The 13,818-nt window shown below is 61.2% G+C and carries 13 protein-coding genes and 3 pseudogenes; 9 read left to right on the forward strand and 7 right to left on the reverse strand.

Features of this window, described 5'->3' with window-relative positions; all coding sequences use genetic code 11:
* The first annotated feature begins 15 nt into the window (after positions 1-15).
* From virB11 to ASE66_RS32390, 3 genes are read left to right on the forward strand one after another with little or no spacing between them, the layout of a single operon-like run.
* Positions 16-1,047, forward strand: a complete 1,032-nt coding sequence (virB11, locus tag ASE66_RS30475; RefSeq protein ID WP_057193874.1) for a P-type DNA transfer ATPase VirB11 — start codon at positions 16-18, stop codon at positions 1,045-1,047.
* A complete protein-coding gene (locus ASE66_RS30480; RefSeq protein WP_057193721.1) occupies positions 1,013-2,950 on the forward strand; it encodes a type IV secretory system conjugative DNA transfer family protein in 1,938 nt (645 codons plus the stop codon). Before virB11 ends, ASE66_RS30480 begins: the two co-directional genes overlap by 35 nt.
* On the forward strand, positions 2,940-4,043 hold the full coding sequence (locus ASE66_RS32390) for an LPD7 domain-containing protein (protein ID WP_156412417.1): 1,104 nt from the start codon (positions 2,940-2,942) through the stop codon (positions 4,041-4,043). The genes ASE66_RS30480 and ASE66_RS32390 overlap by 11 nt, the downstream gene beginning before the upstream one ends.
* A 92-nt stretch (positions 4,044-4,135) precedes the next feature.
* On the opposite strand, the gene ASE66_RS31790 is transcribed toward ASE66_RS32390, so the two are convergent.
* Entirely contained in the window at positions 4,136-4,396 is a 261-nt protein-coding gene (locus tag ASE66_RS31790; protein WP_162262561.1) for a ParB N-terminal domain-containing protein, read from the reverse strand.
* 96 nt (positions 4,397-4,492) lie between these two features.
* Here ASE66_RS31790 and ASE66_RS30500 point away from each other — a divergent pair, with 96 nt between their 5' ends.
* Together ASE66_RS30500 and ASE66_RS30505 are read left to right on the forward strand one after the other, a co-directional pair.
* On the forward strand, positions 4,493-4,786 hold the full coding sequence (locus tag ASE66_RS30500; protein WP_057193725.1) for a DUF1778 domain-containing protein: 294 nt from the start codon (positions 4,493-4,495) through the stop codon (positions 4,784-4,786).
* Entirely contained in the window at positions 4,783-5,292 is a 510-nt protein-coding gene (locus ASE66_RS30505) for a GNAT family N-acetyltransferase (RefSeq protein WP_057193875.1), read from the forward strand. The genes ASE66_RS30500 and ASE66_RS30505 overlap by 4 nt, the downstream gene beginning before the upstream one ends.
* 162 nt (positions 5,293-5,454) lie before the next feature.
* Here the strand turns inward: ASE66_RS30505 and ASE66_RS32815 are convergent, their stop codons facing one another.
* Positions 5,455-5,628 (reverse strand): hypothetical protein, encoded by a 174-nt coding sequence (locus ASE66_RS32815; protein WP_200964661.1) that lies wholly within the window; start codon positions 5,626-5,628, stop codon positions 5,455-5,457.
* Between the two features lie 595 nt (positions 5,629-6,223).
* On the opposite strand from ASE66_RS32815, the pseudogene ASE66_RS30510 reads away from it, so the two are divergent.
* A pseudogene (locus ASE66_RS30510) lies at positions 6,224-7,517 on the forward strand (ISNCY family transposase).
* Between the two features lie 60 nt (positions 7,518-7,577).
* On the opposite strand, the gene ASE66_RS30515 reads toward ASE66_RS30510, so the two are convergent.
* Positions 7,578-8,060, reverse strand: a complete 483-nt coding sequence (locus ASE66_RS30515; protein WP_244495126.1) for a GNAT family N-acetyltransferase — start codon at positions 8,058-8,060, stop codon at positions 7,578-7,580.
* A gap of 380 nt (positions 8,061-8,440) precedes the next feature.
* On the opposite strand from ASE66_RS30515, the gene ASE66_RS30520 reads away from it, so the two are divergent.
* A complete protein-coding gene (locus ASE66_RS30520; RefSeq protein WP_057193726.1) occupies positions 8,441-8,923 on the forward strand; it encodes an antitoxin Xre/MbcA/ParS toxin-binding domain-containing protein in 483 nt (160 codons plus the stop codon).
* Positions 8,920-9,421 (forward strand): annotated as a pseudogene (locus ASE66_RS31795) (RES family NAD+ phosphorylase). Before ASE66_RS30520 ends, ASE66_RS31795 begins: the two are co-directional and overlap by 4 nt.
* A gap of 104 nt (positions 9,422-9,525) precedes the next feature.
* On the opposite strand, the pseudogene ASE66_RS30525 reads toward ASE66_RS31795, so the two are convergent.
* Together ASE66_RS30525 and ASE66_RS30530 are read right to left on the reverse strand one after the other, a co-directional pair.
* A pseudogene (locus ASE66_RS30525) lies at positions 9,526-9,711 on the reverse strand (IS3 family transposase); the annotation flags it as partial.
* A gap of 271 nt (positions 9,712-9,982) precedes the next feature.
* Positions 9,983-10,972: a hypothetical protein gene (locus tag ASE66_RS30530; protein ID WP_057193727.1), complete on the reverse strand. Its 990-nt coding sequence runs from the start codon at positions 10,970-10,972 to the stop codon at positions 9,983-9,985.
* 180 nt (positions 10,973-11,152) lie between these two features.
* On the opposite strand from ASE66_RS30530, the gene ASE66_RS30535 reads away from it, so the two are divergent.
* Complete coding sequence (locus ASE66_RS30535) at positions 11,153-11,719, forward strand: TetR/AcrR family transcriptional regulator (RefSeq protein ID WP_057193728.1); 567 nt, start codon at positions 11,153-11,155, stop codon at positions 11,717-11,719.
* A 135-nt stretch (positions 11,720-11,854) separates the two neighbouring features.
* Here the strand turns inward: ASE66_RS30535 and ASE66_RS30540 are convergent, their stop codons facing one another.
* Positions 11,855-12,757 carry a GntR family transcriptional regulator gene (locus ASE66_RS30540; protein ID WP_057193729.1) on the reverse strand — a complete coding sequence of 301 codons (903 nt, stop codon included), beginning with the start codon at positions 12,755-12,757 and terminating at the stop codon, positions 11,855-11,857.
* Positions 12,758-12,819: 62 nt separating this feature from the next.
* Positions 12,820-13,788 carry a Bug family tripartite tricarboxylate transporter substrate binding protein gene (locus ASE66_RS30545; protein ID WP_057193730.1) on the reverse strand — a complete coding sequence of 323 codons (969 nt, stop codon included), beginning with the start codon at positions 13,786-13,788 and terminating at the stop codon, positions 12,820-12,822.
* Between the last annotated feature and the right edge of the window lie 30 nt (positions 13,789-13,818).

Below are 13,818 nucleotides of genomic sequence, written 5' to 3' on the forward strand. Positions count from 1 at the left end.
GTCGCGCCAGCCGTAATGGCCGCGCCGTCGGCAGTCGAACGGCACGCCAGCCGGGTCGTCCTCGAGCGCTATCTCACGCCGCTCTCGCCGTTCCTGGCGCAACCTGACTTGACCGAGATCGTCGTCAACCAGCCGGGCGAAGTCTTCACGGAAGGGCCGGGCGGCTGGCGCTGCCATGCGCTGTCCGATCTCAGCCACGCGCATCTTATGCACTTGGCGACCGCCGCTGCCGGCTACACCCGGCAAGATATCGGGCCCGATCATCCGATTGTCTCGACGACGCTGCCGGGCGAGGAACGCTGCCAGATCGTAGTCCCGCCTGCGGTGCCGACCGGAACGGTCAGCCTGACCATCCGAAAACCTTCGACTGTCACGATGACGCTGGAGGATTTCGAGGAGCGCGACCTGTTCTCGGGCATTCGCGTCACGAGCGACGATCTCTCGGAGCATGAGCAGGAGCTGGTCCGCTTGCGCGATGCCGGAGAGTGGCGAGAGTTTCTGGCGCTCGCCGTCAGAAGCCGCCGGAACATCATCATCTCGGGTGCGACCGGGTCGGGCAAGACCACGTTATCCAAAGGTCTGATCGCCCAGATTCCGGCGACCGAACGCCTCGTCACCATCGAGGACACGGCCGAGCTCGTCCTGCCGCAGCCAAATCATGTGCGCCTGCTCTACGCCAAGGACGGGCAAGGCCTTGCCAAGGTTGGCCCGCGCGAGTTGCTGGAATCCTGCCTGCGCATGCGGCCCGACCGCATCCTGCTGCAGGAGCTGCGCGACGGCACCGCCTTCTTCTACCTGCGCAATGTGAATTCCGGTCATCCAGGCTCGATCACCACCGTCCATGCCGATTCCGCGCGCCTCGCCTTCGAGCAGTTGACGCTCTTGGTGAAAGAGAGCGCCGAGGGCAGGGACCTTGACCGCGACGACATTCGCAACCTGCTGCGCCAGACCGTCGATATCGTCATCCAGATGAAACGCGAGCACGGCCGCTTCCGCATCACGGAGATCGACTATGACCCCGTTCGAAAGCGTCTCGCCCGCGCGTAAGGTGGCGCTCCGGATCGCTCTCGCGCTCGCCGCCATCGCCGTCTTCCTTTTCGTTGGCTCGAACGTCTTGCTGCTGGGCTTGCGTAGCCACGATGGCGGTTTCCACTGGAACGAACTCGCGCTGGCCTGGCCGCACTACGGCGCGGATGAACGCCTCGACCGCTGGATCACGTTTGGCACGCTGGCGGGCACGATCGCAGCCTTTGGGCTGATGGGCATGATCCTTCGGACAAAGCCGCGCCCGCTGCACGGTGAGGCACGCTTCGCCACCGAGCGCGATATCCGAAAGGCGGGCCTGCGGGCGAAGCAAGGCATCCTGCTTGGTCGAAAGGACGGCCGGTTCCTCTGCTTCGGCGGTCCAGAGCACGTCATGGTCTATGCGCCAACGCGTTCGGGCAAAGGCGTTGGCTACGTCATTCCAAACCTGTTGAATTGGCCTGATTCCGTCGTCGTCCTCGACGTCAAGAAGGAGAACTTTGACCGCACCGCGGGTTTTCGTGAGGCGAGCGGGCAGGCGGTTTTCTTGTTCGATCCGCTGGACGAGCACGGCCGCACGGCCCGCTACAATCCGCTGGCTTACGTCCGCCGCGATCCTGTCGATCTTTATGACGACCTCCAGCGCATCGCGGTCATGCTGTTCCCGGCCGAGAATCGCGCCGACCCCTTCTGGTTCGAGACGGCTCGATCGGCATTCGTGGCAATCGGTGGCTATGTCGCCGAGACACCCGGTCTGCCGCTGACCATTGGCGAGATCCTGCGGCAGCTCTCGGCCTCGAGCGATCTGAAGGCTCACTTCCTCGCGGCGATGAAGGAGCGCGCCAGGAGCACGGCGCCGCTCTCGTCACACTGCGTAGGAGCTTTGAACGACTTTCTGTCCGCTTCCGAGAACACCATGAACTCGGTGCGCAAGACGACGACCGCGCGGCTGGGCTTGTGGCTCAATCCGCGCATCGACGCGGCGACCTCGGCGAACGATTTCGACCTGCGCGACCTGCGCTCCCGGCCGATGTCGATTTATCTCGGCGTCACGCCTGACAATCTCGACCGCATGGCCCCGCTGCTCAACCTGTTCTTCCAACAGGTCATCGATCTGAACAGTCGCGAGTTGCCGGAGCAGAACCCAAAACTCAACCGCCATGTCATGCTGTTGCTCGACGAGTTTCCGGCGCTCGGCCATGTCGGCGTGCTCGCCAAATCCGTGGCCTTCGTCGCCGGCTATGGCATTCGTCTCCTCACCATCATCCAGAGTCCAGCCCAACTGCGCGCGATCTACGGCCCCGATCTCGCCAAGACGATCATGACCAATCATGCGATCGAGGTCGTGTTCGCGCCGAAAGAGCAGGACGTTGCCAACGAACTCTCCGAACGGATCGGCTACGACACTGTGAAATCCAAAAGCCGATCTCGGCCTTGGGGCCTGTCGTCTGGCAAGCGCAGCGAGTCGGTTTCAGACCAGCGCCGCGCGCTGATGCTGCCGCAGGAGCTCAAGCTGCTCCCGTCATCAAAAGCCTTCATCCTCGCGACCAGCGTGCCGCCGATGATCTGCGACAAGATCATCTATTACGACGATGCAGCCTTTACCGCGCGCTTGAGACCGGTACCGGTGATCGCCCCCAATCGCGGCCCCTCGAACATGCTGCTGGCCAGCGAGATCACCGAGCTCAAATCCGCCGTCGCCGAACTGCAGGCGACGTTCCGGACCCGGCTCATGACCGATGAGGAAATCGCCGATGCGTCGTTGATCCCCGACGATGCGACCTTTGACTTCGGCGACGTTTCCGTCGCTCTCGAGGGGCTGTCCGAGGACGAACTCAAGGGCTGGTGCTCGCGGGTGATCGATGCAGCGATCATCCCGACGAAGGAGACCGTTGGATTGGTGAGGGAGGCGCACCGTGGACGGTGATCGCAAAATCGAGGCAGAGTTCGCGATCGAGCACGGCCCTGAAAAGGATCGGGCCGCCAACCGTTCCTCAGGCGCATCTCCAAGAGCCAAAGCCGAACAAGCGGAGTTTGATCTTGGGCCGAATGCGAACCTCGACGGCGACACAGCCATGCCAGAGCGCCTCCGACGCAAATACTATGTCGCGGAAGCGGGCGCCGGAAACGAAGCAAAGGTCTATGCCGATCCCAAAGGTGAGTATCTTGCGTTCAAGGTCTCGGTCGCGCGCTTGGCGACGCGGCTCGAAGATGCCGGCGTCATCCGAGACATGGTGTCGATCGCTCAGCACCGGAGTTGGCGGGAGCTTGAGCTGCGCGGTTCGGAAGAGTTTCGGCGCACCGCCTGGCTCGAAGCCTCGGTGCGCGGTTTGTCCGTGCGTGGGTACGAGCCAGACCCGGTTGATCGGGCCGCCTTGTCTTTTCGGACAAAGGCAGAGGACCGGTCAACGCGAGCGCCGTCACAATCCCGGCGGCCCGAAGCGGAAGCGTCGGAGACGAAATTCGTGGCAGGCGTTTCGACCAAAAGACCGATCGACGTCACCGTACCTCCGCCTGAGCGCAGCACCCAGACAAGGCGCCAAACCGAGAACGATCCAGCGCCGTTCCAGGGGCCGATTGGCTCAGATCGATCATCGTCGCGGGGAGCCTATATTGCGGGGCAACGGCCTGCAGACAGGCCAGGCACGACGATCGAAGTCGTGCAGCTGAGAGCCGCAGCTTCACATCAATCTTCACGCATCGCCTGGCAGCGGCGTGCCGAGATGTTTCGGTCGGGCGATCGTCTGCCTAACGCAGGCGATGACGTCGTCAGAGCCGCACGGTCGCAGCTCGCGGCGATCGAGCGGGCTTTGACCAAAGCCATTCGCGATCCGGAATTGCGGCGTACCGTCGTCGCTCACGCGAAGGAGCGGATTGCGGAACAGCTTGAGAGAGGCGGGGAATTCAAGCACGCGGAACTGCGAGAGCGAACGCCACATAGCAAACGTTCGCCGGAAGGCAGATCCGACCCAAGGCGCCAAAACCGGTCGGATCGAACTGAGGTCCAGCGGGAGCGATGAGGTTCTGCTCAACAGACAAAGTCAACGATTTGCGCCTGCACCCGGTTTTCTCCAGCGAGATGGAGTGTATCGCCGCGCGCACGATGTTTTCGTCAGCCAGATTTCGGTGGCGTCCTCGCCTTTCTGCAGCAGCCGGCACGGCACCGAAAATCCTTCGGGAGGTGCTTTACTTTGGCGAGTTGCTTGAGCGCCGGCCGCCTACGTTCGCCGGCGACGACTTTGTAGTGGCCTTCGGCATTGAACTTGACGTTGAGCCCTTGCCTGAGCCCGTGCGCACGGATGCTGACTGCCAGTTGGTCGATGCCGTCCTTGCGTCCGGCCTGGCGCACATTCTCGGGCGAGGGCATCAGCATTGAGGGCAATGGTAACCGGAGCGTAACGACCATGTTATTACGGCGCTTGTAATGATCCCATCATTACGCTATATTGAAAGGCAGAGGAGTGTCCCAATGGCCACGTCACACACAAGCAATGCGGAGCGTAGCGAACCGCTGAACATCCGCATCAAGCCTAGCATCCGCAGCCTCATTGACCGAGCCGCAGAGCTGGTGAAGCAGAACCGCACCGACTTCATGCTCGAGGCGTCGGAGCAGCGCGCGCAACGCGTGCTGCTGGATCGCGTCGTGTTCCCGGTAAGCCAGGAAGCATACGCTGAGTTCGTAGCTCGACTCGATGCGCCGGCACAGCCGAACGAGCGCCTGAAGCGCACCATGACCGCAAAGGCGCCGTGGGACGCCGCGTGACGCTTTTTGCACCCGCCCCCCTGGCCGTGGATCACGATCTTACCGAATTCGACTCCGGTATCGCCGAGCTCGATGACTGGCTACGGAAGCGTGCGCGCTCCAACCAGGCTACCGGCGCTTCGCGCACCTTCGTGTTGTGCGACGGCAAACGCGTCGTCGGCTACTACGCGCTCGCTACCGGCGCCGTTGCACAGAAAGATGCTCCTGGGCGCATCAAGCGCAACATGCCTGATCCGATTCCATTTGCCGTGCTCGGCCGCCTCGCCATCGACCAGGCATTCCAGGGCCGAGGCATCGGTCGCGCACTCGTGCGCGATGCCGGTCTTAGGCTGCTGCAGGCAGCGGAGATCGTCGGCATTCGGGGCATGCTCGTGCACGCGATATCCGAGGATGCGAAGGCCTTTTACCTTGCGCTTGGCTTCGCCCCGTCTCCTAGCGAGCCCATGATGCTGATGGTCACGCTGCACGATCTAACAGCTGCGATTGAAGCGGGAAAACCCGCCTAACGCTGAAGCGCTTCCGTGTCGGAAGCGATCCGAGCCGACAGCTCTGCATTCAGCCGTGACGACCACGGGCACCAGGCGTTGCCCGGAAGAGAATCACTCCCAACGTCGGCAAGATACTTTTCGACGTAGGTGACATTGGCGTCGCACACCTCTGCGGCCAGCTCAAAAGAGGAAATCGAGTCTGGCTCGAGATGGGAGGACATGCACTTTCGTGGCCGAAGGATTGGCGAGGATCGATCGAGCCTCGTCGATCTTCGCGACGTCCACGAGTTTGAGAATGAACTCGTGCAGGACGCCGTCAGGCGATTTCTGCTGATCGCTGGAATAGGCTGCCATGTCGCCCCCACCGCGGCGAGTCCGTTACCAGCGATCCTGACTTCCAATAATGCACCGTGCAAGGCACAGCTTGGCGAAGCAGCAATCTAGCGCGCACCGGATCGCAGTAGCCGCTGCCCCCGCAGTTGCTAGGCGCGTTCCAAATCCTCGCCGCCGAACTTCACCTTGGACGGGAGCGCATGACGATGTCGCCCTCGGCTAGCGTCGGGGCGAGCTGGGTCTCGACATAGAGATCGAATGCGACCCGATCCACCGCTTGTCGACGACCATCGGGCGGTCAGGCCGTAACAGCGCAGGCCCGCGATGAAGCTCTGGGCTCGCCAGTGCCCGAAGGGAGTGGACTCGCGCAACCTCTCTCCACATGGGCTGCGGCTACGCAGCCCGACCAACTTTGTGTTGATCGAGGTTTGGTCGATGAAGACGAATGGAACTGAACAGATCGGCCTGCGGCAGCCCACTGTCTGCGCGCCTGTCGATAAGTTCCATAAGATACCTTATGCGAATTGGACCTGTCGAACCTCATTAGAAGGGTCGCGCCCCTCCTCATTAGACATGTCATTTTTTTCTCGGCGTTGCGGCTGGGGAGTTGCGGGCGATGACGGTGTTATCGATGAGCCGGACGGAAATCGACCGGGTTCATGTGCTGAAGGATCTGCTGGCGGAGCGGATTCTAACTGGCGAAGCGGCACAGCTCCTTGGCGTGAGCTCACGCCAGGTCTTTCGGCTGTCGCGGGCCTATCACGATGGCGGCCCGGCGGCGCTGGTCTCCAAGAAGCGAGGCAAGGCGAGCAACTACCCCTCCCTGGTTCGGACGCAGGCCATCGCGTTGATCAGGGCCAACTACCTTGATTTTGGGCCGACGCTGGCGGCCGAGAAGCGTGCGGAGCGCCATGGGCTAAGGCTCGGCGTCGAGACCGTACGACGCTGGATGATCGCCGACGGGATCTGGCGCGATCGCCGGGAGCGGCTCAAGCCGGTGCACCAGCCGCGCCATCGTCGCGACTGTGTCGGTGAGCTCGTCCAGATCGATGGCTCGCAGCATTGGTGGTTCGAAGACCGCGGCCCGCAATGCACCCTGCTCGTCTGCATCGATGATGCGACCAGCCGCCTGATGCACCTGCAGTTCGTCACGGCGGAGTCGACCTTCGACTACTTTGCAGCGACGCGCAGCTATCTGCAGCGATGGGAAGCCTGTCGCCTTCTACTCGGACAAGCACGCGACGTTTTGGGTCAACAATGTCGGCGCCACCGGCGGCAACGGCAACGGCATGACCCAGCTCGGCCGGGCGCTGGATCAGCTCAACATCGACATCATCTGCGCGAACGTTCCGCAGGCCAAAGGCCGGGTCGAGCGAGCCAACGGCACTCTGCAGGACCGGCTGGTGAAGGAACTGCGGCTCGAAGGAATATCCTCAATCGAGGCTGGCAACGCCTTCCTGCCGGGCTGCATGGAGGACTTCAACCGACGCTTCGCCAAGGGTCCCTTCAACGACAAGGATTTGCATCGCCCGGTCGCTGATAACGACGATATTGACGAGGCCTTCGCCTGGAAGGAGGAGCGGACGGTTTCGCAGAGCCTGACACTGCAATACGACAAGATGCTGTTCATCCTCGAGCCAACGCCGATGACACGCCCCCTCGCCCGTCAGCGTGTCACGATCTACGACTATCCGGATGGTCGGTTTGCGATCCGGCACCAGGGCCTCGACCTGCCCTATCGGACTTTCGACAAGGTTCAGCAGGTCGATCAGGCCACGATCGTCGAGAACAAACGGTTAGGTGTGACGCTGGCCTACATTGCCGAGCGCCAGAAGGAGCTCAACATGTCACGCAGCGGCCGAGCACCTCGACGGCAGGGTCAGGGTAAGAGCAACTTCAGGGCGGGCTAGAGCAGCGAACAAGCCAGACAATCCGGGATGTTGGGTCGCAAGCGGCCGTCGCTGGCGGCGTTACAGGGCAGAGGATCGATAGTTCCTCCGCGTGAGCCGATATGATTTCATTGGAATGGCGCCGTACATCATATCGCCCGCGTGCTGCATCCCGATCTTCTCTGCAATACGATGCGATGCGACATTCCGAGTATCGATGTCGGCGACTATCTCGGGAAGACCGATTTGATCGAATGCGTAGGACACAAAAGGCCGTGCTGCCTCCGTTCCATATCCCTGCCCCCAAGCTGATCTATTCAGACGCCAGCCAATCTCCACTTTCGGGCCGATGCCGTCGTATGGGATCAAGAGTACCCATCCTAAAAAACGACTTTCGGTGTCTCGGCTAAAAATTGACCAGTAGCCAAGCCCCTTGCCAAAATCGGTTTGGATGCGTTCTCTCAAGAAGGCTTCATGCTTCTCAGTATCGTCCCACGGGCCAGGAATGTACTGGACTACCCGTGGGTCGCGATCCATCGCCAGACACGCTTCGAAATCGACCATCGTTCGGGGCCGGAGAGCTAGGCGATCGGTCTCGAAAGCGGGAAGCACAACGAACACTAATGATAATGCTGAAAGCCGAAAAGGGCCGTTCTCTGCCCTTCAGTGGGAGCGTCGCGCCCTGCCCACACGGCCGCTTGTACCCGCGCCGCAGCGCGGCCGAGCAACCCTGACCATCTCTGCCGCGCTGCTTGGCACGCTGTGCAAGTGCGAAGAGATGCAACTGACGCTGGTCGCCGGCGGGCGGGAGCTTATGGAAGCCGGCTCTACAACGATCCGAGCCACCGCGAGGTTCTCGGTTACATCGCGGTTCACGCGGATCCTTGAACTCAGCGCGTCAACTGTCATATAAAATCACGACAGTTGACTAGATGAAGTGCGCCATGGCGGTTGCGGCCGAAAAGATGCCACCGGAAACCGGTGGAACTCTACATAGGGTGACGGAGCTCCTGGGCGGCGCTAGGCTGCTAGCGTGGCGCGTCACCAGCTCCCTCGATGCGCATGAGATGCTTTTGCGAGGCTTACCGCCTTCGGCATTGGATCATCTGGTCGGGCAACTCACCTACATTCGCAAGGCGGATTCGCTGGAGAAGGCTTTCGGCATGAGTCTGCGAACCTACCAACGACGGAAGGATGCGCCGGCGAAACCACTGAGCCAAGAGCAGAGCGGACGGGCTTGGAAGTTTGCTGAAATTCTGTCCAAGGCGACGGATGTGTTCGGGTCTCAGGCGGAAGCGGAGCAGTGGCTAGAGCGTCCGGCGATCGGCCTTGACCAGCGTCGCCCGATCGACCTTCTGGCGACGCCGGCCGGCGTCGAGCTGGTCGAGGAGCACCTGACCCGGCTCGACTATGGTGTGTATGCGTGACGCCATTGCCGAGTGTACTTGGAGGCGCCGAGCTGGTGGCTTGGCGCCTCGACCAGGCCATCTACGCAACCACGTGGGATAGCGGAGAGGGAGCTTATCGAGTCGGCGGGCGCTGGAACAGCGCTGGTGTGAGGGTGCTCTATTGTGCGTTCGACCCTGCGACGGCAATTCTCGAAGTAGCCGTTCACAAGGGCTTTCGCGCCCTCGACACAGTTCCACATGTCATGACCGCGGCCACCATATCAGATATCGCCGGGGTCCATATCGTTACGCCTGATCAGATACCAAATCCGAATTGGCTTCGACCCGGAATTCCGAGTGCCGGTCAACAAGCTTTCGGCGATGGTCTGCTACGCGAGCATTCTTTTGTCGTCGTTCCGAGCGTAGTTTCGACCCATAGCTGGAATCTGCTCTTCACCGCCAGAGCGCCAGGATACTCGCTCAAAGCTCAGGAACCATTCGCGCTCGACGCGTCTCCACCCGCCGTCGTCGCTCTGAAACTGCGTAGCGTTTAGCTCGGCATAGGCCGCCTACTCGGCAGCCGCTCAGAACGTATGCTCCCTCTCGTACTCTGGCCAGCTGCCGGTTCTGTGGACGGTGAGTTAAGCTAATCCGACCTTCTTTTCGAACTCGACCGGACTGAGATAGCCGATGGTCGAGTGCCTGCGGATCGTGTTGTAGAAGCGCTCGATGTAGTCGAACACATCAGCCCGGGCCGCGTCACGCGTCCGGTAGCGCTTGTCCCTGATGCGCTCGGTTTTCAGCGAGGAGAAGAAGCTCTCCATGGACCGCCCTCACGCCCTGCTCGGTCGGCAGACGCCCGCGGCCTTCACCTCGACCTTCCCCCACGACGGGCTCTGGCGCTGTGCGCAAGCACAGAGCCCGTCGCTTCATCTGCCCGAACGCGCTCCAAAATTGCCGGAAACGAACTCAGCGCTGGATAAAATCTGGGGCAACGTCAGTCAGAGTCACTCACTTTCTGCAGCGGCGACAACGTACCGGCGGTGTCTAACGCTCTATCGTCATAGACTGTCGCCACTAACGTTGGACCGGCTTCTCCTACGTATTGAGAGCTCTAATTCTAAGCCTGGTGAGAACCAGGAACATGAAAGAAGCGCAAACGAGAAGAACCCGACCTGGCAAAGCGTTGGTGCCGTACAAATCAACTTCAATTACGAAGCCCCACCAACAGTAAACAAGCACCGCCCCGCTCGCCAAAGCAAACCGATGCCGATCGCTCCAATCTGATCGACGCGATGACCAGGTAACGAAATAAAGCATGCCAAGCGCTAATGACAGGCTGAGGCAGGCGGTGATCCAAGCCGGGATGCCGGCTTTGGGGGCGAATTCCTGGATCATATAAAACGCCGAGCCTACGGCTAGGACGAGAGCACCCATACTCCATGGTGGCGGTGTGTCGGCAAGTCCTCCTGACGATATCTTGGCGTCAGAATTTTCTCGCTTAGGGGGAAACAAGACAAATGCCACCACTATCAAAGCGACCGCCACACTGGCGCTAGCTGCAAACTGCATCGGCGAAGCGACGAACTGATCTTTTATGATAAAATGCGTCATCAGGATCGCAATGCTTGATGCAAATAGACCAGCGACAACACAAATGCCTTTAGCGCTGAGCCAAGGCTCCAATCGCGTCTTGGTGAAGATTACCTCCGTTAGAGCGATTGGCGTGCAGATGCTCCATGCAACATGGAGGATGACCACGAAAACGATCCACGATGGGGATGTGCCAAGGGCCTCGACATATCCGTAGTCTAACAGCCGTTGCCCCTCGAAATTCGGGTTGAACCACGATTGCGTCGCGAAGGCCTCCTCAACAACAGCATAGGCGAACGCCAAGGTCGCTATCGTAGGCCAACCTCGGCCGGTTTTACGCGCCAATTCCCGAATGAGTACCGCACCGGAGCCGTACAAAAGCGAGAGAACAGGAAGCAGGACAATCCACGTCGTAGGGACGTTTCCCAAGAGATACTCGGCGATCAGTGGCGTGATTATGAATAGACATAGGACAGGGGCCAGATGCTTCAGCATGGGCGTGCCTTTCCCAGTATATGCGATCCCGACGCGGCGGCATGACGCGCGGAGGACGAGAGAGGCACAGGGTTCATGGGCAAGGCTCCGGTCGCGGAAAACATACGTATGTTCTGTACATTTGTATAGATATTCCGTACAAACGTATAGATTGCCTGAGATTTCACATGGGGACGCGACGTGGGCCAAAAAGACGACCTGATGAAAGGCGCCCAGAAATGCATTCGCGAAAAGGGTTTCGCCCATACCACTGCGCGCGACATAGCTGCCGCTTCTAGCGCAAACCTGGCTTCCATCGGCTATCACTACGGCTCGAAGGATGGCTTGATGACTCAGGCAATCATCAAAATGCTCCGCGAGTTTGGGGAGCAGTTCGACCCAGCTCAGGACACGAAGGCCCTGCCCTTCGCGGAGCGCTTCGCCGCGTATTGGAACGGTTTATCACAGGCCATCCGCCATGATTCCCTGTCTGCCATTGCCGGCTTCGAAAACGCTGCGGTGGCGGCGCGTGTACCGGAGCTCCGGTCGATCATTGCCGCCGGCCAACAGCAGGCCCGAACGGAAATCGGTGCCGACTACACGAACGGCGCGGCAGATCTCAACACCCAGAGAATTGTCGGGTCCTTGATGCTCGCGGTTTCAACGGGCTTGATCGCCCAGTTGATTATGGATGCCAATCAGGCACCTTCAGGCGAGGAAATTGTGACGGCATTTCGATACCTCGGAAACGCTCTGGCAGAAACATAAAATGCGTTCATCAGCATGAGGGTTCTCAGGAAATTGAGTATACTTGGTCGGCACATGCTGCATTTGGACAGAAGTTCTCCCCCTCACCGCGCTCCCGGAACGGCATTGTCTAACCGAGCGATTAACAGTTGTCCCTTACGGGCTGAGTAAGGGCCGGATAACGCTGAGGTTTTCGATGGTGTGGGACAGATGCACCCGCAAGCGCTCGGCCGCGTCCGCCTGCCGCGCCGCGGCAAGGCAGTCGAGAATGGCGAGATGGTCTTCGCATTGCTGCCGGTAGCGCTTGCGGTCGAGCATGGAGCGATAGGACAGCAGACGCCGGACGCGGTTGATCCGCCGGATCGTGTCGAGGAAAAATGGATTGCCCGATCCCGCTACGATGGTCTCGTGGAAGCGGACGCCGCGTTCGTGGAGCGCATCAGCGCTGTCTGTCTCGATCGCGCCCGCGAGCAGGCGCTCCTCGGCGGCGCGGCATGCTGCGATGGCCTCCGGCGCGAGGTGATATCCCGGCTCCAGCAGTGCCGCAGGTTCGAGAGCGAGGCGCAGTCGGTAGGTCTGCTCCAGGCTTTCTGGCGTGTTCAACACCGGCGCGAAAGTCCAGCCATAGCCCGCGCGTCGCTCCGCCCATCCTTCCTGGCTGATACGGTTCAGCACGGCGGCAAGCTCGGCACGGGTAAGTCCATAGCCCAGTCTGAGATCGGACTCGCTGATCTGTTCGGGTAGCCGACCTCGCAGATGGTCATCGGCAATGCGGAAGTAAGCCTGCGTGACGGCATCTGGCTTCGAAAGGCCGAGCGTTTCGCTGGAGGGCGGTGCATCCTGACCGACAAAGAAGCCCCGATTGCGCTCGTGCCGGAGGACCCCCTTTTCGGCGAGAAGCTGAAGAGCCTGTCCAATCGGGAAACGCGACACGCCGAGGCGCGTCGCGATGTCTTGTGAGCGAAGATGGGTGCCCGGCGGCAGGCCACCATCCCGGATTTCGCCGAGAATCCGGGCGGCAAGCGGAGTCGCCAGGTCCCGTCTTCCGCTGCCCGCCATTGTATGCCCCCGCGCCGCCGCTATCGTTGGTCTAGGGACGGCGTGGCCAGGGAGCAAGCGGGCTATTTCACCAGACCGATGGTCTTGAGGATGTCACCGACCCTAACCTGTTCCTCCTTCAGGAATTTCACGAAGGGTTCGCCGGCGAGATAGTAGTCGTCCCAGCCGCGCGCCTTGAGGAGGGCCTTCCACTCGGCGCTGGCGACCAGACCATCGAAGAGCTTGGTCAGTTGCGCCTTCTGATCCGCCGAAATGCCGGGTCCGGCCATCACGGCGCGCCAGTTTACGACCTCGACGTCATAGCCAAGCTCCTTGAGCGTGGGCACGTCGACGCCTTCGAGCCGCTTGCCGGACGAGATCGCCAGTGCGCGCAGCTTGCCGGCCTTGATCTGACCCTCGAACTCGCCATAGCCGGAGACGCCGGCGGTCACACGGCCGCCGAGCATGGCCGCCAGCGCTTCGCCGCCGCCGGAGAAGGCGACGTAGTTGACCTTGCCGGCATCGGCTCCCGCCGCCTTCGTCGCCAGCGCCGCGAGAATATGGTCCGCGCCGCCGGCCGACCCGCCCGCCCAGGTGACGCGGGCGACGTCCGCCTTGATCGCCGCCAGGAAGTCCTTGACGGTCTTGTGCGGTGAGTTTTCCGGGACAACGATGACCAGCGGATCGCCCGTCAGTCGTGCCAGCGGCGTCACCTGGTCGAGGCTGACGGGCGACTTGTTGGTCAGGATAGCGCCGACCATGGTGATGCCGTTGACCATGAGTTGGTTCGGATCGCCCTTGGCGCCATTGATGAACTGCGCCAGCCCGATCGTACCACCGGCGCCGGTCACGTTATTGACCTGGACGCTGCGGACAGCCTTGGTCTCGGTCAGGACCTGCTGGATCGCGCGCGCCGCGCCGTCCCAACCGCCGCCAGGACCAGCCGGAGCCATGATTTTCAGCTCCTGGATGGGCGACTGGGCCAGTGCGAAGCCCGATGTCAGCGACAGGGCCGCGATGCCGGCGGCCAGGAAAACTCTGCGGGTCGTCATGATGATCCTCCCAGGTGACAGTGTTCGCGC

Source organism: Allobosea sp. Root483D1, assembly GCF_001429505.1.
Taxonomy (GTDB): Bacteria; Pseudomonadota; Alphaproteobacteria; order Rhizobiales; family Beijerinckiaceae; genus Allobosea.